Origin of the sequence: Rhodococcus sp. Chr-9 (assembly GCF_000801125.1) — a bacterium.
GTDB classification, from domain to species: Bacteria; Actinomycetota; Actinomycetes; order Mycobacteriales; family Mycobacteriaceae; genus Rhodococcus; species Rhodococcus pyridinivorans.
In genome coordinates, this window is sequence record NZ_JTIZ01000089.1 from 212,128 (window position 1) to 230,114 (window position 17,987).

Sequence of the window (17,987 nt, forward strand, 5' to 3'; positions counted from 1 at the left end):
ACTGCACACCGGACGACGTGATCAGCGGGGTGGCGGATCGACCTTCACGCCGCCGCCCTCGTGTTCTGGTCCGGCGTCGGGATGGTCGGCGGGCAGACGGTCGCGGAACCGTGCGGCCTCGCTGGGAACGGGACCGCCGGTGGGGTCCTGCGAACGACGATACGGTCCGGGCTTCGGACGGGGCTTGCCGCCCGGGAAGGCGAGCCGGGCGATGGTGCGGTGCACCATGAACCACTGCTTGCCCAATCGCCCCGAGTTGTAGGGCAGTTCGTAACGCTCGCAGATGTCCTTGACCTTCGGCGCGACCTCCGCGTAACGGGTGCTCGGCATGTCGGGGAACAGGTGATGCTCCACCTGGTAGCCGAGATTGCCGCTGAGGATGTGGAACAGCGGGGTGCCTTCGATGTTCGCGGCGCCGACGAGTTGCCGCACGTACCACCCTCCACGCGACTCGTTCTCGACCTCCTTTTTCGAGAAGGTATAGGTCTGGTCCGGGAAGTGCCCGCAGAAGATGATCGCGTGCGCCCACACGTTGCGGATGATGTTGGCCGTGATGTCGGCGAGAACCGTCGCGAGGAAGGTCTTCTCGACACCGGGCAGATACCGGTCGGCGAGATGGGCTGCGGTACGAAACTTTCCGGACCGGCCCTTGCCCATCGGTCCCTTGCTCATCGATCGCAGTCGCCGGCCCAGACGCGAGGTCTTCGGCTGGGGCAACCGGCCCTGCAGCGCGACCTGCGCGAGACCGAACAGCGCGGCGCTCACCAGCGGCCAGCCGACGTAGTCCTTGACGAACTGCGCGCGGGCCTTGCCGAAGATGCCCTTCAGCTCCTCGATCACCTGACCGGTCGACTTCTCGCCGGCCCACAACGCCTCGAGGTCGAGGTCGTGCAGCGCCACACCCCATTCGAAGAGCACGGTGAGCAGCGCGTTGTAGAGAGGTTGCGCCAGGTAGACGGGGTGCCACTTCTGGTGCGGGTCGATCCGCATGATCTCGTAGCCGAGATCCTTGTCGAGGCCGCGGATGTTCGTGAACGTGTGGTGGATGTAGTTGTGCGAGTGCTTCCACGCCTCCGCGGTGGAGGCGGTGTCCCAGTCCCACACCGACGAGTGGATGTCCGGATCGTTCATCCAGTCCCACTGGCCGTGCATGACGTTGTGGCCGATCTCCATGTTCTCGAGGATCTTCGCCACTCCGAGACAGGCTGTCCCGGCCACCCAGGCGGGCTTGTACCACGACGCGAAGAGCAGTAACCGCCCCGCGACGACCAACTGCCGTTGCGCGGCGATGACGTTCTTGATGTACTGCCGGTCCTTGTCGCCGAGACTCGAGTACACCTCGTCGTGGATGGCGTCGAACTCCTTGGCGATCTGCTCGAGATCGTCGTCGCTCAGATGCGCGAGCGGACTGTGTGGTTCCCGCGTCCCGGTGTCGGTCCTGTCGATGCTTCTCGTCACGACGCCCCCTGCTTCGAAGCCGGTTGCTTCACAGTTCTATTTCGATGTCACCCTCCGCGGTGTGGATGCAGGTACGCACCGCAGCCCCGGTGGGCTCGCTCACCTCGTCGGTCCGCAGGTCCCGGAGTTGCCCGGATTTCAGCGTTCCGACGCACGTGTGGCAGATGCCGATACGGCAGCCGTATGGCAACTTCAGGCCGGCGTTCTCGCCTGCGACCAGGATGGGTGTTCCCCCGTCGCACTCCACCTCTTTCTCGCTGTCGAGGAAGTGGATGGTGCCGCCCTCGCCGCTCCCGGCATTCCCACCGATGATCGGCTGGAAACGTTCGAGGTGGAATCTTTCGGGATCACCGTGTTCGTCCCAGTGTTCTTCGAGGGCGTCGAGCAGGTCGCGCGGGCCCGAGCAGAAAGCGTCGCGTTCGCGCCAGTCGGGGCACAGATCGCCGAGGTCGTCGGGGGTGATGCGGCCGCGGTCGCCGCTGAGCCACAGCTCGAGACGCATTCCGGGATGCCGCTCGTCGAGGTCGCGCAGGGTCGAGCCGAAGATCACCTCGTCCTCGGTGTGGGCGGAATGCACGACGACGACGTCGTCGATGCGGTCGCGGTGGTCGAGGCTGCGCAGCATGCTCATGATCGGGGTGATCCCGCTGCCCGCGCTGATGAACAGCATCTTCGCGGGCAGCGGGTCGGGCAGGGTGAACACGCCCTCGACCTCACCGAGGCGGACGATGTCGCCGGGCTCGAGTTTGCGGACCAGGTACGGCGAGACCACGCCGTTCTCGACGAGTTTGGGTGTGACGCTGATGATCCCGTCGACCGGATCGGGGTCGGAGGTGAGCGAGTACGCGCGCCAGTGGTAGACCCCGTCGATGACCACCCCGAGCCGCACGTACTGGCCCGGCTCGTGACCGCGCCACTCGTAGGCCGGGCGGATGAGCACCGATGCGGCGTCGCCGCCCTCGGGGACGACCCGCTCCACACGACCGCGCAGTTCGCGGGTCGTCCAGAGCGGGTTGATCATCTCGAGATAGTCGTCGGGCCGCAGAGGTGTGAACAGGTGCCGCACCGTGCGCAGCAACCATCTCCGAACCGGGTGCACGTGTGGGCGAGCGCCGCGTTCCGCCATGGCGCAACACTACGCGGGCGCGCACACCTCACGTGCACATTCGTCGCCGATGTGGGATCGGTGACAGCTCAGCGCAGGATCGTCAGCTGCACCACGGAATCGGCGTTCGCGACGAGGCGGTGCACGATGCCGGCGTCGACGTGGACGGCGGTACCCGGTACGAGCGACACGGTCTCGTCGGCGGTGCTGAACGAGATGTCGCCGGTGACGGCCTGCACGAGGATCGGAGCGCCGGCCTTGTGGTCGTCCATCGTCTGCCCGGCGACGAAGGACAGACGTACCACGGTGGCACCGGTGACCGCCGCGAGCTTCTCGATGCGTGGCCCGCTCCCCTCTCCCGCGTTGAGCTCCGCGAGCCCCTCGATACGGGTGAGCTTGCCCTCGACCTGCTGTGTACTCATCACGCTTCCTTCTTCGTGGCGACGATCTCGATCGCGACCAGATGCTTCTTGTACTTCGTGAACGTCGACCGCATCTGGAGCACCCGGCTGCGGGCGTCGGAGTCGCGAAGCACGTTGCGAACGAACTTCAGGGTGCCGGGCAGGCCCTCGTCGGCGAGGATGCGCTTGGGTTCGAGCAGCGCCATGGGAGCGAAGCCGATCTTCTCGACCTCGAATCCGTTCTCCTCGAACAGGGTCCGCCATTCCGCCGCGGTGAGCGGGCGGGCGTTGACCTTGATCGAGCGCGCGAGCGACGTGCGGATCTCGGTCTTGACCTCGTCATCGACCTCGTCGGGTTCGATCGCGAGTTCGTGGATGGCGTACCGGCCGCCCACACGGAGCACCCGACGGGCCTCCTGCACGATCTCCGCCTTGTGCCTGTCGGTCTGCATGGTCAGCATCGCCTCGCCGACCACGACGTCGGCGACCTCGTCGTCGAGTCCGGTCTTCGACGCCTCGCCGCTGACCACACTGCCTCCGCCGGCGATGGCCTTGCGCGTCAGTTCGGCTGCCGTCTCGTCGGATTCGACTCCGGTGTAGCTGCCGGGCGAGTACGCGAGGATCTCCTGCGCCGTCCGGCCGAGGCCGGGCGCGAACTCGACGACGTCCGCGCCACGCAACCTCGCGTCGGCGAGCACGCGTGCCGTCAGTTCCTTACCGCCGGGCCGCAGCACACGCTTGCCCAAGCGGGCGAGCAGCCAGTGTCCCGGCAGGTGGGCGGTGTCCCTACCCGCAAGGGGGAGAGCGTCTTCCGATGTGTGCTTGTCCGCCATGTTCTGCACTCCTTCTCGCGAGGGCAAGGGGGGCTACGGTTCCGAGGCTCTCCGGACCGGTCGTAACGTGGACGGTGCGTCGGTTGTCGCCTCCATGGCGCCGACTATAGAGGATTTTCCTCCTTTTAATAAGGTGACCCTCACCTGAGAGTCACCGCGGGCGCGACGGGAGAGCGGACTTGGCACGGCGGGTGAAGCAACGCGAGCGGATTCTCGGCCTGTTGCGGGAGTCCTCGGGCCCGGTCGACGCCCATCATCTCGCCGCCACGCTCGACCTGCACGTCACGACCGTCCGCTTCCATCTCGCGGGCCTCGGGGAGGAAGGTCTCGTCCGCACCCGGCAACTTCCGATCGAGCGGGTCGGGCGCCCGCGCCTCGGCTACGTCGCGGTGAAGGAACCGTCCTACACCGATCTCGTCGCGCTGCTCGCCGCGCGGATCGGGGGCACCCCCACCGAGCGCGAGGACAAGGCGTTCGAGGTGGGCTCGGACTGGGCGGGCATGCTCGCCCTCGCCCTCGCACCCGCGCCGACCGTCGACGCCGGCACGCTCGTCATCGACGCCCTGCAGCAGTTGGGTTTCGAGACGCAGAGCGCGACGAATGCCTTCGGCACCCACAGCCTCACGTTGTGCACGTGCCCGCTCGCGGAGATCGCCCGCACGAATCCCGAAGTGGTGCGCGGCATCCAACGCGGATTGATCCAGCGTGTCCTCGACGACCACGCCGACCTGCTGCGCAGCCGCTACGCCGTCGACGTCCGGCCCGACCCGCAGGACGGTAACTGTCTCGTGCAGCTGGTGCTGCGCCCGGAGAAGGGCGGAACGACGTCAGCCCGCGACGACGGTCGAGTCGTCACGGGCTGAGCCGGTACATCCGAGCGGGGATCCGCCCACACGGAAGAAGGGTGAACGCGGGGCCTCGGGTCGGCCCCGCATCCTCAGAAGTTGATCATGTGTCCTGCGAGACCGTGGATGGCCTCCTGCAGCGCCTCGCTCAGAGTCGGGTGCGTGTGGACGTTGCGCGCGAGCTCGTTGACCGTGAGGTCCCACTTCTGGGCCAGGGTCAGCTCGGGCAGCAGCTCCGAGACGTCGGGGCCGATGAGGTGGCCGCCGATGAGCTCACCGTGGGTCTTGTCGGCGATGAGCTTGACGAAGCCATTGGGATCGCCCAGACCGTGCGCCTTGCCGTTGGCGGTGAACGGGAAGGTCGCGACCTTCACGTCGTAGCCCTCGGCCTTCGCCTGCTCCTCGGTGAGACCGAAGGAGGCGACCTGCGGCTGGCAGAAGGTCGCCCGCGGCATCATGCGGTAGTCGCCGAGCTCGAGGGTCTCGGCACCGCCGATGGTCTCGGCCGCGACCACGGCCTGCGCCTCCGCGACGTGCGCGAGCTGAAGCTTCGCGGTGACGTCGCCGATGGCGTAGATGCCCTTGACGTTGGTGCGCATGCGCTCGTCGATCGCGATGGCACCGCGGTCGGTGAGCTCGACGCCGGTGTTCTCGAGGCCGTAGCCCTCGACGCGCGGCGCGAAGCCGACCGACTGCAGCACCTTGTCGACCGTGACGGTCTCGACGTTGCCGGACTTGTTGTCCTTGATCTCGACGGTCACCTTCGAACCGTCGTCCGAGATCTTCTGCACCGCGGCACCGGTCTTGATGGTGATGCCGAGCTTCTTGTACGCCTTGGCGATCTCCTTGGAGACGTCGGCGTCCTCGTTGGGCAGTGCGCGGTCGAGGAACTCGACGATGGTGACGTCGACCCCGTAGTTCTTCAGGACGTAGCCGAACTCCATGCCGATGGCACCGGCACCGACGATGACGATGGACTCGGGGAGGTCGCGGGTGAGGATCTGCTCCTCGTAGGTGACGACGTTGTCGCTGAGCTCGGTGCCCGGCAGCAGCTTGGTGACGGAGCCGGTGGCGATGATGACGTTGTCGAAGGTCACCTGTTCGGTGCCGCCCTTGGTGAGGGTCACCTCGATGGTCGTGGCGTCGACGAACGAGCCCTTACCGTCGTATTCGGTGATCTTGTTCTTCTTCATGAGGAAGTGCACGCCCTTGGTGCGCCCGTCCGCGACCTTGCGGCTGCGGTCGTAGGCGGCACCGAAGTCGAAGGACACGTCTCCCGAGATGCCGAAGGTCTTGGCCTCTTTGTTGAAGAGATGTGCCAGCTCGGCGTTGCGGAGAAGTGCCTTCGAGGGGATGCAGCCGACGTTCAGGCAGACACCACCCCAGTACTTCTGCTCGATGATGGCGGTGCTCAGTCCCAGCTGTGCCGCGCGGATAGCAGCGACGTACCCACCGGGACCGGCTCCGAGGACAACGACGTCATAGTGTGAGGTCACGGATATACAGGGTAGTCCCGCCCGATTCCGGTGTCTGCCGATGGTCCGGTTACCGGCCGGTAGCTACCGGATCCGGTGATCGGCCGTGTATCGGCGCACGGCGAGCGGGACCGTCACGGCGAGCAGCACGACGCACCAGCCGAACGCCGACCACACCGGATGGTGCAGCGGCCACGCCGCATCCGCGGGTACCGGCGCGGACGCCGAGAGCAGCTCGCGCAGCGCACCTACGACGGCACTGACGGGATTCCACTCGGCGATCTGTCGGACGACCACCGGCATCGTGTCGGTGGGCACGAAGATGTTCGAGAACATGATCGTGCCGAAGATCATGGGTGCGCACTGCTGCAGGACCTGTTCGTCCCGGATCGAGACGCCGAGCCACACACCTACCCACGAGAATGCGAACCGGAACAACAGCAGCACCACCGCGGCGAGGGCGATCTCCCCGGCGCCCGCTTCGATCCGCCAGCCGACGAGATATCCGATGCCGACCATCGGCGCCAGCGTGACCGCACACGTCAGGGTCTCGGCGAAGGCGAGTCCGGCGGGCGCGGCCACCGGGGAGGTGGGCAGGGTCCGGAAGCGATCCGACAGTCCGCTGCGCATGTCGGCGTTCGCGGTGGCGGCGGTGGTCGCGAGGCCCATGGCCGCCACCAGGACGAGCACACCCGGCATCAGGTATGCGCGGTAGGCGGCGCCCTCGCCACCGGACAGGGCGCCGGCGAAGACGAATCCGAAGAGCAGCATCATGCCCAGCGGTGCGGCGAGGGTGACGAACAGCTGGGCCGGCGAGTGCCGGTAGGTCAGCAGGACGCGATGCAGCAACGTCCGGGTGCCGGTGAGGGCAGAACTGCCGTGGCCGGACTCGTGGATGGTGGTCATGCGGACTCCTCGATTCGCTCGCGTCCGGTCAGGGTCAGGAATGCCTCGTCGAGACCGACGCGGCGACGGCCGATGTCGTCGACGGGGACACCCGCGTCGTCGAGGGCGCGCAGCACGGGCAGCAGCGGCACCGAGTGGGCGTCGGTCGTGAAGGACAGCCGGACCGAGCCGTTCTCGACCGGCACCTGGATGCCGTTGTGGCGCAGGCCGAATGCGCCGATGACGGCGACGGCCTCGTCGATGTGGGCGGCACCGGGGAGGACGAGGTCGAGTCCGGAGCCGACCGCCTCCTTGATCTCGGCGGGAGTGCCGGTCGCGATCGTCCGGCCCGCGTCGAGGATGGTGATGTCGTCGGCGAGCCGGTCGGCCTCGTCGAGATACTGCGTAGTGAGCAGGACCGCGGTGCCCTCGGCGACCAGTTCGCCGACCATCCCGTAGATCTCGTTGCGGCTGCTCGGGTCGAGACCGGTGGTCGGTTCGTCGAGGAAGAGCACGTCGGGTCGCACGAGCATCCCGGCGAGCAGATCCAGCCGCCGGCGCATGCCGCCGGAGCAGGTGCTCGCCTGCCGGTTCGCAGCATCGGCGAGGCCGAAGCGGTCGAGCAGTTCGACCGCGCGGGTGTGGGCGGCGCGGCCGGCCAGACCATGCAGGCGAGCGACGATCATCAGGTTCTCGACACCGGTCAGTCGTAGATCCACCGCGTGGTACTGGCCGACGAAGCCGATGCAGCGCTTCACGCGGGTCGCGTCGTGCACCACATCGAAGCCGCGTACGCGGGCACGTCCGGCCGTGGGCCGCAGCAGGGTGGCGAGCATCCGGACGATGGTGGTCTTCCCCGATCCGTTCGGACCGAGGAGCGCATGGACGCGCCCCGGCGGGACGCGCAGGTGGACGTCGTCGACGACGATGCGATCGCCGAACGCCCGGGTGAGGCCTTCCGCCTCGAGTGCCATCACGATCCACCTCTCGATTGGGAACACCGTTCGCAGTTCGAGGGTACGCATCTGCGAACATCGTTCGCAACCCGTTCGAGGAGGCATGCTGTCCTGCATGACGGTCTCCGACTCGATCTGGCTGCGGTCCGACACCGGGCGCCCCGGCCCGCGACCGGCCTACACGCTCGACCAGCTCGCAGACGCGTGCGTGCGGATCGCCGACGAGGACGGCATCCGCGCCCTGTCCATGCGCAGGCTCGCCGACGCCCTCGGCACCGCCCCCGCGTCGCTCTACCGCTACGTCTCCGGCAAGACCGATCTCGTGGACCTCATGGTCGACCGGGCCGGAGCCGAATACCGCTTCGCTCCGCTGACCGGTGACGTGCGCGCCGACGTACTCGACGTCGCCGAACAGTCCCGCGCAATCCACCGCCGGCATCCCTGGCTGAGCCAGGTCACGGCATCGACGCTCGGCCCGAACTCGATGCGGTATCTCGACCACCTCGTCGGCGCCCTCGCCCCCGCCGGACTCGACCCGACCGCGACGATGACCGGAGTCGCCCTCCTGTCGGGGTGGGTCACCAACTTCACCGCGCAGGAGGCCGCCGGGATGTCTGCAGGGGCGGCCGGCGGCGGAGCCGCGCACATCGCCGCGATGCTCGAGCACGGCGACTACCCGCATCTCACCGCCCTGATGACCGGCGCGTCCGCCGGAGGATCCGCAGGTGATGTCGCAGATGCGGACAGCCGCAGCGGTGCGGACGACGGATCCGATGCGAACGACCGTGCGTTCCGCGCCGGCATCGACGCGCTCCTGTTCGGCATCGCGCCGACCCGCTGACATCGCCTGCCGGCTCCCTGCAAGCGCCGGAGTGATGATCACGGACCGAGCGCGCGGAGACATTCTTGGCGACCACTTGGTGCGCGACGATCTCCGGCGCCCGCTCGGCACCAAGCCGGTTCCAAGTCCGGCCGCGCACGCTACCGACATGACTTCCGCATCCCTCACCCCGCGCCTCACCACCGACGACGACCTGCTCGGAATGCGGCTCGCGCACCGCGTGATCCTCCGCGACGTCACCCGGCTCCGCGAACTGGCGGACCGGATGCTCGCAGATCCGTCGAGCTTCGACAGGGCCCGCTACGCGGCGACCGCCGACTACGTCGGACTGTTCGTCGCGAGTCTCCACACCATCACAACGTGGAGGACCTCGCACTCTGGCCGCTGATCACCGCGTCGGCCGGACCCCACGTCGACTTCACCGAACTCACCGACGACCACGACGAACTCGACCCGCTCCTCGACGAACTCGGCGAATTCACCCGCGGGCTCCCCGACCCCGCGGCAGTGGCCGGCTTCGCACGCACCCTCCGCACGCTGAGTGAGCACCTCCACGAGCACATCGCGGACGAGGAGCGAACGGTCTTCCCGCTCATCACCGGGCACGTCTCCGCCGACGCGTGGCAGCGGTTCGAGAAGGACGCCCAGCGCGGTGGCCGGGCCGACTTCGACCTCACCCGCTTCTTCGCCGTGATGACCGAGGACGAGACCGAGCGGGTCCGCCGCGAACTGCCCCTTCCGGTGCGACTGATGGTCGCGGTCTTCCCCCGTCGGCAACGACGCCGCGAGCGTGCGGTGTTCGGCTGACCCTGCTGTTCGGCTAACCCAGGATCCCGCGGTCGTAGGCGACTGCGACCGCGGCCGCCCTGTCCTTCACCTCGAGCTTCGCGAAGACATGGGTCAGGTGGGTCTTCACGGTCGCCTCGCTGATGAACAGCTCCTGGGCGATGGCCCGGTTCGAGGTGCCCTTCGCGACGAGCGCCAGCACCTCACGCTCCCGGGCGCTGAGCGCCTGCGGGGCGGTGGGTGTCCGCATGTGGTTCATCAACCGCGACGCGACCACCGGCGACAAGACGGTCCGTCCCTCCGCCGCGGCCCGCACCCCGGCGAACAGGTCGTCCCGCAGAGCGTCCTTGAGCAGGTAGCCGGTCGCGCCGGCCTCGATCGCAGGCACGGTGTCGGCGTCCGTGTCGTAGGTCGTCAGCACCAGGACGCGACTGCGCGCACCTCGCGCGACGAGTTCGGTGATCGCCTGCACTCCCCCGCCTCCCGGCATCCGCAGGTCCATGAGCACCACGTCGGGGTCGAGTTCGAGCGTGAGGGTCACGGCCTCCGGACCGGAGGCAGCCTCTCCGACCACGTCGAATTCCGGGGATGCGGCGAACATTCCGCGCAGGCCGTCCCGCACGACGGGGTGGTCGTCGACGATCAGCACGGTGATCTCGTCCGCGTCGGTCACGACGTCCTCCCGGCCCTGATCAGCGGCACCCGCACCGAGACCGCGGTCCCCACACCCGGTTCGGACTCGACGTCCACGACGCCGGCGATCCGGTCGGCACGGGACTGCATGCCCCGCAACCCGAATCCGTCGCCCGGTGTCGCGCACGGATCGAAACCGCATCCGTCGTCCCGGATGTCCACACTCACTTCGTCGTCCATATAGGACACCGTGACACCGGCACGGTGTGCGGAGGAATGCTTGGCGACGTTCGCGAGGGCCTCCTGGGTGATGCGGAACAACGTCACGCCGATGTCGTCGTGCAACGGTTCGGTGGTGCCCGTGACCGTGAGATCGACCCGGATCCCGTGTTCGGCCGACCATCTCTCCACCTCGTGGGCCAGCGCGTCGTCGAGCGTGCGGTGCTCGAGTGCCTCGGGAGCGAGATTGCGCACCGAGCGGCGGGCATCGCCGAGGCTGCGTCGCGCAAGGTCCGTGGCCCTCTCGACGTGGCGCCGCGCCGCCTCCGGATCGGCGGTGTCCTGCGCCGCCTGCAACTGCGTGACGATCCCGGCCAGGCCCTGGGCGAGGGTGTCGTGGATCTCCGCGGCGAGCCGGCGGCGCTCGTCGTCGATCCCCGCTTCCCGTGCATGCACCAGCAGCTGCGCGTGCAGGGCCTGGTTCTCGGACAGCGCGTTCTCGAGTCGGACGTTGGTGCGTTCGAGTTCGGTGATCGCAGCGAGCCGTTCGAGACTTCGCTGCTCGTCACGTTCGGCGAGCCTCATCATCAGCATGGAAATCGAGGCGTTGAGCACGACGAGGAGCCCGAACGCGATCCACATCGTCGTGTCCTCCGGCGGCAGACCACCCGCCTGCGAACCCGCCACCGTCACGGCGGTGACGATCAGCCCGAACCGGATCCAGCGGTCCGGCAGCATCGCGTGGGCATCGAAGTAGCCGGAGGCCGCGTAGATCGCGAAGAACGGGTTGAGCCAGCTCAGGACGAACGCCAGGGCGGACCGGAGCAGGTAGTAGACCGCGTCGCCCTCCGGCATCGACCGGCGGCGGCGACCGCGCCACAGTTCCAGACCCACCGCCACCGCGGTGAGCACCGCTGCCGTGTACCGCTCGGCGGGACTCATCAACAACGTCGCGGTGCCGACGGACAGGACGGTGCCGGTCGCGAGCATCCCCACCGGCGCCCATCTGTAGGTCCGAAGCCACGGATCGTCGGTGGTCGTCGGTGCCGTCATGGCTTCCAGGATGACGGTCGACGCCGTCACTGCCAACGGAACCACCGGATCGCCACGCCGGTCAGGACGACGGTCCAACCCACCACGACCGCGATGCCACCGAGATTCGGCAGGCCGCCCGCGGCGGTCTCGTCGAGCAGTTGCGCTGCGGCACCGAAGGGTGTCAGCTCCACGATCCGTCGCAGCAGCTCGGGCATCGCCTGCACCGGAAGCCATACGCCCGCACTGAACATCAACGGGAAGAACACGATCGTGCCCAGCGTCTGAGCGATCCGCACGGACGGTGCCACCGCAGCCAGTGTCCCTCCCGCGCTCAGTGCCGCAGCGAGAGTGACGAGTACCGCGAGTGCGTATCCCCACGGCTGGGCGGGGAAGGCGACTCCGAAGGCCGCCCGACCGACGATCAGTGCGAGGAAGACCGACGCCAGGACCGCGATCGCGTGCACCACGATCTGTGCGGTCAGCAGGTGCGACGGACTCGCCGGGGTCACGGCGAGCCTGCGGAGGATTCCCCGTTCTCGGTACGACGACAACACCGCGGGCATCGTCTGGACACCGGCCACGATCATCGCGAGGAGGATCGCCACGGGGACGTACAGATCGATCACCCGCAGACCACCGAGGTCCGGATCCGGTTCCCGGAAACCGGGAATCAGGCCGAGGATCACGAGCAACAACGTGGGGAAGACGAGGATCCAGAAGAGCGCCCCGGGTTCCCGCGTGAACAGTCGTGCCTCGGTACGCAGAACGGCGGTCGATGCGGACATCGCCGGGGTGCTCGTCGTCGACGTCTCGACGAGCCTGGTGCGGACGGTCGGGTCGGTCATGACGTGCTCCTGGTGTCGGTGAGATCGAGGTAGGCGTCGTCGAGGGTCGCTTCGGCGATGCGGAGGCGTTCGGCCGTGACGCCGAGGCGTGCCAACAGGCCGAGTACCGCGTGGATCGACTCCTCACTGCCTTCGACGGCCACCCGTTCCCGGGCGGTGTGCACGGAGACGACGCCGGGCTGGGCTTCGAGGAGCGCGGGGTCGAGCGGACCGGACGGGTGGAACGAGACCACGATCGCTGCGGACGACTGCCCGATCAGCTGGGCCGGCGTTCCCAGCGCACGGATGCGCCCGGAATCGAAGACCGCGACACGGTCGCAGAGGCGTTGTGCCTCTTCCATGAAATGTGTGACGAGCAGGACGGTGACGCCGGAATCACGCACCTCCTCGATCAGTTCCCAGGTGTCACGGCGCCCACGCGGGTCGAGTCCGGTGGTGAGTTCGTCGAGGACGACGACGCGCGGTGAACCGATGAGTGCCAGTGCGATGAACAACCGCTGTTTCTGGCCCCCGGACAGTTTCGTGAACCGGGTGTCGAGCATGCGGCCGAGCCCGAGGCGTTCGGCGAGCACATCGCCGTCCGCGGGTCGGGCGTAGAAGGCCGCGTACAACCGGAGGGCCTCGCGCACGGTCAATTTCGGCTGCAGCTCACTCTGCTGCAACTGCGTGCCGAGCAGTTCGGTGACGGCCCGGTGGTCGCGGACCGGGTCGAGGCCGGCGACGCGGACGGTGCCCTCATCGGGTTTTCGCAGACCCGAGATGTGTTCGACGGAGGTCGTCTTCCCGGCCCCGTTCGGACCGAGGACCCCGAAGATCTCACCTTCGTGGATCTCGAAGCTCACGCCGTCCACGACGGCGCGACCTCCGTACGACTTGTGCAGATTGTTCACTTCGACGATCGGCATGCATCGAGCGTCGCGCGGAGCACGGGTCCCGCACATCGTCCGTCCGTCTCGATCGGATGTCCCCCCGATCGGATGATGGCGAGGGTCATCCGGTTCGGGCATGATGTCGCCGTGCGTGTTCCCCGTCGAGATCAACCCGCGCGGCGCGAGGCCGCTCGGGTGTTCGAACCGGGAGAACCCACATGGAATACAACGCAGTGATCGAAATCGACGCCGACCTCGATCTCCTGACCGACGACGAGACCGTCGACCTCATCGAACCGATCGTCCCGCACCACGGGGCGGTGGGCCGCAGCGACAACGGTCGCGCCCAGCTCATCATCACCGTCGACGCCGTCGACGCGATCCACGCCCTGCGGTTCGTGCGCGACCTGATGCAGGACTCGTACTCGTCCTACCGCGTGAACGCGGTGGATGTATTGCCCACCAGCGCGTTCGACGCGATCTACGGTTTCGGCGACTACTTCGCCTGATACGGGAGCGCGGTGGGGGTCCGCGCTGCGCGGACCCTCACTTGCGGCGCCCGAACCTGCGCATGCCGAGCAGGTAGCGCGGGATCGACCGGAACGGGACCCGCACCGGCCAGTCGTCGGGACGGAAGTACGCCTCGGTGCCGCCGTCGACCACCACGACGCTGCCCGTCATGAAGTCCGCCGCCGGGGACAGCATGAATTCGACCCACTGCGCGATCTCGTCGGGCTTCCCGAAGCCCCCGAGCGGAACGGGGAAGCTCTCCACCACCTTCCCGAGGGGGCTCTCGAGTTGCGCGTCGAGCAGCGGGGTGGAGATCGCTCCGGGCGCGAGGATGTTGAGGCGGATGCCGGCACCCGCCCACTCGGGGGTGACCGCGGCGCGTCGCGCCCATCGGGTCACGGCGATCTTCGACGCCGCATAGGTGAACGGCGGGCCCGCCTGCGAGATGCGGGTGGTGCGCACGACGCCCTTGTCCATGTCGCCGGCGAGGAAGGCCTTCACCGCCGAGTTCGGCACGCCGGGAGTCGTGGTCGTCGAATTGGATCCGAACACCACGACCTTGCTGTTCGCGGAGGCGGCCAGAGCTGCTCGCCATCCGACAAGCAGGTCGATCACGCCGCGCACGTTGACCTGCGCGATGATCTCCTCCTTGCCGGGGGTGGGGCCCAGGCCCGCGGCGAGCACGGCACCGTCGAGACGGCTGCCCGCCAGCTCGAGCGTGGCCCGGACGGCGTGGGAACGACCCTCCGGAGTGGATAGGTCCGCCGTGACCTCGGTGTCCTTCAGGTCGATGCCGATCACCGTGTGCCCGGCGGCCCGCAGCCGCTCCGCGCTCGCCCGGCCCATTCCCGAGGCGGCACCCGTCACCGCATAAGCCGCCATGTGCCCCTCCATCGTTGGATTCGGGGCACGTTACAGCGAGGCGACCGCCTCGTGCAGCAGGGCGACGTACCGAGCGAGACCTGCCGCGTCGAGGACATCCGGGGAGGTCGTCACCGACAGGGTCACGGTGTCGCCGATCCCGTGCACGCCGTGGGTGAGCGCCTGCACGGGCGACAGGCCCGGGAAGCCCGAGGTGAACCGCACCCGCCCGCCACCGAGTTCCAGGTCGGCCGGACCTCGGTAGACGCTCGACACGACGGTGTTGCCCGTGACGGTGGGTGGGACGACGGACAGGTCGAGTCGGTCGGTACCGAACCGCAGCAACGGTGCGGGGACGTGGTCGTCGGTGCGGACCCGGATCGCCATGGCGGGGTGCCGCGCACGGATCCGTTGCAACGCCAGGTCGGCGGCGATCGCCGCGGCACGTTCGTGCGGTTCGCGGAGCGCGCAGTGCAGGTCGACGCCGACGTTGCGGTAGCTGTTGCGGGCCGTGCCCGGCGCCACCGCGACCGGCACCTCGGCGGACAGTTCGTCGACGCCGAGGAACTGCGACAGGGCGGCGCCGATGGCCGTGAGCGCACCGATGGTGACCGTGCCGACGCTGCGCAGGGCGGCGGAGTCGAACACGAGTGTGCGGACCGTCCGCCGCGGCCCGGGTGCGGTGTTCACAGCGACCAGCGGCCTCCCCGGGGTGGGTGGCGGCACCGAGGGGTCGGCGAGCTGTCGCGCCGCATCCACCGACCGCCGCCCGTCGGCGATCACCCGTGGAATCGAGAACGGCAGCCGCAGGACGGCACGCGTAAGCATCCCGGCGGGCGAGAGGGCGCGCGGCGGTGTCGTGGGTGTCGCGGTGCCCGCCAGCAGATCGCGGGCGAGCGCGGAGGTGCGCACCCCGTCTGCGAAGGCGTGCGACATCTGCAGGACGACCACGAGGGCGGGACCGTTCCCGCGCGGAGCACCCGTGACATGTGGGAAGACGTGCAGTCGCCACGGCGAGACGGTGACGTCGACGCGGGTCGCGACGAGCCCGGACAGCGCGACGAGCATCTGTTCGTAGCTGCCGGATTCGTGGACGACGAACCGGTCTTCTGCTGGGGTGTGCGCTGCCCAGTAGGGATAGTCGAGACCCGCGGGTACCTCGACCATCCGCACCTGCAGCTCCCCCATCACCGCCGCCCGCGACCGCAGTTCGTCGAGCACGTCGGCGACCGGAGTCGCGGGGGCGTCGAAACAGTAGAGGGCGAACAGGTCGCCCGGGATGCGGTCGCCGAGCCATTCCCGGCGCGCGTCCGACGGATGCATCTGCACGAGGTCACAGTCTGCCTGCCGCCGGAGGCACGTGCGGGGCGGGTATGAATGGATCATGAGCGACGACACGACCGATCCGTACCTATGGCTCGAGGACGTCACCGGCGAGGAACAACTCGACTGGGTGCGTGCCCGGAACGACCGAACGGTCGAGGAGTACACCCGCACCGAGAGCTTCACCGACCTCGAATCCCGCATCCGCGAGATCCTCGACACCGACGCCCGCATCCCCTATGCGCGTCGGCGGGGCGAATACCTCTACAACTACTGGCGGGACGCCGAGCACGTACGCGGCCTGTGGCGTCGCACGACGATGGAGCAGTACCTGCGCGACGAACCCGAATGGGACGTCCTCGTCGACCTCGACGCCGTCGCCGAGGAAGAGGGCGAGAACTGGGTGTGGTCGGGTGCCCAGGTGCTGCGGCCCGATCAGACCCGCGCGCTCATCAGCTTGTCGCGCGGTGGTGCCGACGCGAGTGTGATCCGCGAGTTCGATCTCGTCGAGCGACGATTCGTCTCGGGCCCGGACAGTTTCGAACTACCCGAGGCGAAGACGGACATCGGGTGGATCGACTCCGACACCGTCTATGTGGGAAGCGATTTCGGCGACGGGTCGCTCACCGACTCGGGTTATCCGCGACTCGCGAAGCGTTGGCGGCGCGGCACTCCGATCGATGAGGCCGAGACGGTCTTCGAAGGTGAGCGCACCGATGTCGCTGTCTCCGCCTGGTACGACAACACTCCCGGATACGAGCGCAGCTTCGTCGACCGCGCGATCGACTTCTACCGGGCGCAGCGTTTCGAACTCACCGCGGACGGCGAGCTCGTCGAACTGGATGTTCCCGACGACGCGCGGGTGAGCGTGTACCGCGACCACCTGCTCGTGCGCACCCGCTCCGAATGGCTCGGCCATCCCGCCGGCACGCTGCTCGCCGCGAACTATCCGGCCTTCCTCGCCGGCTCGCGTGAGGTGACGGTGCTGTTCGCCCCGGACGAGCACACCTCGCTCGAGCAGTACGCGTGGACGCAGAATCACCTGCTCGTCGTCACACTGCGCGACGTGCAGACCCGCGTGCGGGTGCTCACACCGGGTGAGGACGGTTGGTCGGACGAGGAACTGCCCGACGTCCCCGATGCCACGTCGACTTCGATCATCGACGTCGATCCGCTCAACAGCGACGACTTCTTCCTCAACTCCAGCGGTTTCACGATCCCTGCGACCCTGCTGTCGGGGACGGTCGGCGGCCCGGTGGAGGCGATCAAGCAGGCCCCGTCGTTCTTCGACGCCGAGGGCATCACCGTCGAGCAGTTCTTCGCGACGTCCGACGACGGCACGCAGGTGCCCTACTTCGTGGTCGGCAGCAACACCGGAACCCCGTCGCCCACACTGCTGTACGGGTACGGCGGGTTCGAGAACTCGATGGTGCCGGCCTACAGCGGCGGCGTCGGGCGGGCGTGGCTCGAGAAGGGCTACACCTACGTCATCGCGAACATCCGCGGTGGCGGCGAGTACGGACCCAGCTGGCACACGCAGGCCCTGAAGGAAAACCGGCACAAGGTCTTCGAGGACTTCGCCGCGGTCGCGAAGGATCTCGTCGCGCGCGGGATCACGACGGCCGAGCAGCTCGGCACCCAGGGCGGCAGCAACGGCGGTCTGCTCATGGGCGTGATGCTCACCCGCTGTCCCGAACTGTTCGGGGCGATCGTGTGCCAGGTGCCGCTGCTCGACATGAAGCGCTACCACCTGCTGCTCGCCGGTGCGTCGTGGATGGCCGAGTACGGCGACCCCGACAACCCCGCGGAGTGGGAGTTCCTGTCGAAGTACTCGCCGTACCAGAACACCGACCCGGATGCCGACTACCCGCCGATCCTCGTCACCACGTCGACGCGCGACGACCGGGTGCATCCCGGCCATGCGCGGAAGATGGTGGCGCGGCTCGAAGAGCAGGGTCACGAGGTCCGGTACTACGAGAACATCGAGGGCGGCCACGGCGGCGCTGCCGACAACGCCCAGGCGGCGTTCAAGTCGGCGCTGACGTTCACCTTCCTGGCGGACAAGCTCGCGAACCGGTGAACTTCGGGGAGGCTGTGTGCGTTCTCG

The 17,987-nt window shown here is 68.2% G+C and carries 19 protein-coding genes; 6 read left to right on the forward strand and 13 right to left on the reverse strand.

Annotation, left to right across the window (positions count from 1 at the left end):
• Positions 1 to 21: 21 nt before the first annotated feature.
• From QR64_RS13010 to QR64_RS13025, 4 genes are all read right to left on the reverse strand, one after another.
• Positions 22 to 1,458, reverse strand: coding sequence for a fatty acid desaturase family protein (locus QR64_RS13010; protein WP_006553593.1), 1,437 nt, complete (start codon positions 1,456 to 1,458; stop codon positions 22 to 24).
• Between the two features lie 28 nt (positions 1,459 to 1,486).
• A complete protein-coding gene (locus tag QR64_RS13015; protein ID WP_039585443.1) occupies positions 1,487 to 2,584 on the reverse strand; it encodes a ferredoxin reductase in 1,098 nt (365 codons plus the stop codon).
• Positions 2,585 to 2,652: 68 nt separating this feature from the next.
• A complete protein-coding gene (locus QR64_RS13020) occupies positions 2,653 to 2,985 on the reverse strand; it encodes a hypothetical protein (protein WP_006553595.1) in 333 nt (110 codons plus the stop codon).
• On the reverse strand, positions 2,985 to 3,797 hold the full coding sequence (locus tag QR64_RS13025) for a class I SAM-dependent methyltransferase (protein ID WP_019291139.1): 813 nt from the start codon (positions 3,795 to 3,797) through the stop codon (positions 2,985 to 2,987). The genes QR64_RS13020 and QR64_RS13025 overlap by 1 nt, the downstream gene beginning before the upstream one ends.
• 179 nt (positions 3,798 to 3,976) lie before the next feature.
• On the opposite strand from QR64_RS13025, the gene QR64_RS13030 reads away from it, so the two are divergent.
• On the forward strand, positions 3,977 to 4,660 hold the full coding sequence (locus QR64_RS13030) for a helix-turn-helix transcriptional regulator (RefSeq protein ID WP_235367119.1): 684 nt from the start codon (positions 3,977 to 3,979) through the stop codon (positions 4,658 to 4,660).
• Between the two features lie 74 nt (positions 4,661 to 4,734).
• Here QR64_RS13030 and lpdA read toward each other — a convergent pair whose 3' ends face one another.
• The 3 genes from lpdA to QR64_RS13045 all read right to left on the reverse strand — a co-directional run bounded on the left by lpdA (position 4,735) and on the right by QR64_RS13045 (position 7,976).
• A complete protein-coding gene (lpdA, locus tag QR64_RS13035) occupies positions 4,735 to 6,138 on the reverse strand; it encodes a dihydrolipoyl dehydrogenase (RefSeq protein WP_039585447.1) in 1,404 nt (467 codons plus the stop codon).
• Positions 6,139 to 6,201: 63 nt separating this feature from the next.
• The gene (locus tag QR64_RS13040; protein ID WP_039585449.1) at positions 6,202 to 7,023 is read right to left on the reverse strand and encodes an ABC transporter permease; all 822 of its coding nucleotides are present in this window, start codon (positions 7,021 to 7,023) and stop codon (positions 6,202 to 6,204) included.
• Positions 7,020 to 7,976 carry an ABC transporter ATP-binding protein gene (locus tag QR64_RS13045; protein WP_039585656.1) on the reverse strand — a complete coding sequence of 319 codons (957 nt, stop codon included), beginning with the start codon at positions 7,974 to 7,976 and terminating at the stop codon, positions 7,020 to 7,022. Before QR64_RS13045 ends, QR64_RS13040 begins: the two co-directional genes overlap by 4 nt.
• Positions 7,977 to 8,073: 97 nt before the next feature.
• On the opposite strand from QR64_RS13045, the gene QR64_RS13050 reads away from it, so the two are divergent.
• The 3 genes from QR64_RS13050 (at position 8,074) to QR64_RS13055 (ending at position 9,606) form a co-directional block, all read left to right on the forward strand.
• A complete protein-coding gene (locus QR64_RS13050; RefSeq protein ID WP_235367120.1) occupies positions 8,074 to 8,799 on the forward strand; it encodes a TetR/AcrR family transcriptional regulator in 726 nt (241 codons plus the stop codon).
• A gap of 148 nt (positions 8,800 to 8,947) precedes the next feature.
• Positions 8,948 to 9,187 carry a hypothetical protein gene (locus QR64_RS28875; protein ID WP_411908079.1) on the forward strand — a complete coding sequence of 80 codons (240 nt, stop codon included), beginning with the start codon at positions 8,948 to 8,950 and terminating at the stop codon, positions 9,185 to 9,187.
• The gene (locus QR64_RS13055; RefSeq protein WP_411908080.1) at positions 9,160 to 9,606 is read left to right on the forward strand and encodes a hemerythrin domain-containing protein; all 447 of its coding nucleotides are present in this window, start codon (positions 9,160 to 9,162) and stop codon (positions 9,604 to 9,606) included. Before QR64_RS28875 ends, QR64_RS13055 begins: the two co-directional genes overlap by 28 nt.
• Before the next feature lie 13 nt (positions 9,607 to 9,619).
• Here the strand turns inward: QR64_RS13055 and QR64_RS13060 are convergent, their stop codons facing one another.
• Genes QR64_RS13060 through QR64_RS13075 form a run of 4 tightly spaced genes read right to left on the reverse strand, consistent with a single transcriptional unit; the run spans position 9,620 to position 13,222 of the window.
• Positions 9,620 to 10,258, reverse strand: a complete 639-nt coding sequence (locus QR64_RS13060; RefSeq protein ID WP_006553604.1) for a response regulator — start codon at positions 10,256 to 10,258, stop codon at positions 9,620 to 9,622.
• Positions 10,255 to 11,490, reverse strand: a complete 1,236-nt coding sequence (locus tag QR64_RS13065) for a sensor histidine kinase (protein WP_052227305.1) — start codon at positions 11,488 to 11,490, stop codon at positions 10,255 to 10,257. The genes QR64_RS13060 and QR64_RS13065 overlap by 4 nt, the downstream gene beginning before the upstream one ends.
• 26 nt (positions 11,491 to 11,516) lie before the next feature.
• Entirely contained in the window at positions 11,517 to 12,317 is an 801-nt protein-coding gene (locus QR64_RS13070; RefSeq protein ID WP_024101788.1) for an ABC transporter permease, read from the reverse strand.
• Complete coding sequence (locus QR64_RS13075; RefSeq protein ID WP_019291133.1) at positions 12,314 to 13,222, reverse strand: ABC transporter ATP-binding protein; 909 nt, start codon at positions 13,220 to 13,222, stop codon at positions 12,314 to 12,316. The genes QR64_RS13070 and QR64_RS13075 overlap by 4 nt, the downstream gene beginning before the upstream one ends.
• A gap of 182 nt (positions 13,223 to 13,404) precedes the next feature.
• Here QR64_RS13075 and QR64_RS13080 point away from each other — a divergent pair, with 182 nt between their 5' ends.
• Positions 13,405 to 13,695, forward strand: a complete 291-nt coding sequence (locus QR64_RS13080; protein WP_039585454.1) for a hypothetical protein — start codon at positions 13,405 to 13,407, stop codon at positions 13,693 to 13,695.
• A gap of 37 nt (positions 13,696 to 13,732) precedes the next feature.
• Here QR64_RS13080 and QR64_RS13085 read toward each other — a convergent pair whose 3' ends face one another.
• Entirely contained in the window at positions 13,733 to 14,578 is an 846-nt protein-coding gene (locus tag QR64_RS13085) for an SDR family oxidoreductase (RefSeq protein WP_006553609.1), read from the reverse strand.
• A 30-nt stretch (positions 14,579 to 14,608) separates the two neighbouring features.
• Positions 14,609 to 15,943 (reverse strand): wax ester/triacylglycerol synthase domain-containing protein, encoded by a 1,335-nt coding sequence (locus tag QR64_RS13090; RefSeq protein WP_082331842.1) that lies wholly within the window; start codon positions 15,941 to 15,943, stop codon positions 14,609 to 14,611.
• Here QR64_RS13090 and QR64_RS13095 point away from each other — a divergent pair.
• Positions 15,942 to 17,960: a prolyl oligopeptidase family serine peptidase gene (locus QR64_RS13095; RefSeq protein ID WP_019291130.1), complete on the forward strand. Its 2,019-nt coding sequence runs from the start codon at positions 15,942 to 15,944 to the stop codon at positions 17,958 to 17,960. The two genes, QR64_RS13090 and QR64_RS13095, sit on opposite strands and share 2 nt — an antisense overlap.
• The last annotated feature ends 27 nt before the right edge of the window (positions 17,961 to 17,987 follow it).

What these genes read in the sequence shown, in the direction of transcription:
- QR64_RS13015 (WP_039585443.1), bottom strand. Translation starts at nt 2,584, where the DNA reads ATGGCGGAACGCGGCGCTCGCCCACACGTGCACCCGGTTCGGAGATGG.
- QR64_RS13020 (WP_006553595.1), bottom strand. Translation starts at nt 2,985, where the DNA reads ATGAGTACACAGCAGGTCGAGGGCAAGCTCACCCGTATCGAGGGGCTC.
- QR64_RS13025 (WP_019291139.1), bottom strand. Translation starts at nt 3,797, where the DNA reads ATGGCGGACAAGCACACATCGGAAGACGCTCTCCCCCTTGCGGGTAGG.
- QR64_RS13040 (WP_039585449.1), bottom strand. Translation starts at nt 7,023, where the DNA reads ATGACCACCATCCACGAGTCCGGCCACGGCAGTTCTGCCCTCACCGGC.
- QR64_RS13045 (WP_039585656.1), bottom strand. Translation starts at nt 7,976, where the DNA reads ATGGCACTCGAGGCGGAAGGCCTCACCCGGGCGTTCGGCGATCGCATC.
- QR64_RS13050 (WP_235367120.1), top strand. Translation starts at nt 8,074, where the DNA reads ATGACGGTCTCCGACTCGATCTGGCTGCGGTCCGACACCGGGCGCCCC.
- QR64_RS28875 (WP_411908079.1), top strand. Translation starts at nt 8,948, where the DNA reads ATGACTTCCGCATCCCTCACCCCGCGCCTCACCACCGACGACGACCTG.
- QR64_RS13065 (WP_052227305.1), bottom strand. Translation starts at nt 11,490, where the DNA reads ATGACGGCACCGACGACCACCGACGATCCGTGGCTTCGGACCTACAGA.
- QR64_RS13070 (WP_024101788.1), bottom strand. Translation starts at nt 12,317, where the DNA reads ATGACCGACCCGACCGTCCGCACCAGGCTCGTCGAGACGTCGACGACG.
- QR64_RS13075 (WP_019291133.1), bottom strand. Translation starts at nt 13,222, where the DNA reads ATGCCGATCGTCGAAGTGAACAATCTGCACAAGTCGTACGGAGGTCGC.
- QR64_RS13080 (WP_039585454.1), top strand. Translation starts at nt 13,405, where the DNA reads ATGGAATACAACGCAGTGATCGAAATCGACGCCGACCTCGATCTCCTG.
- QR64_RS13085 (WP_006553609.1), bottom strand. Translation starts at nt 14,578, where the DNA reads ATGGCGGCTTATGCGGTGACGGGTGCCGCCTCGGGAATGGGCCGGGCG.
- QR64_RS13095 (WP_019291130.1), top strand. Translation starts at nt 15,942, where the DNA reads ATGAGCGACGACACGACCGATCCGTACCTATGGCTCGAGGACGTCACC.
- QR64_RS13090 (WP_082331842.1), bottom strand. Translation starts at nt 15,943, where the DNA reads ATGATCCATTCATACCCGCCCCGCACGTGCCTCCGGCGGCAGGCAGAC.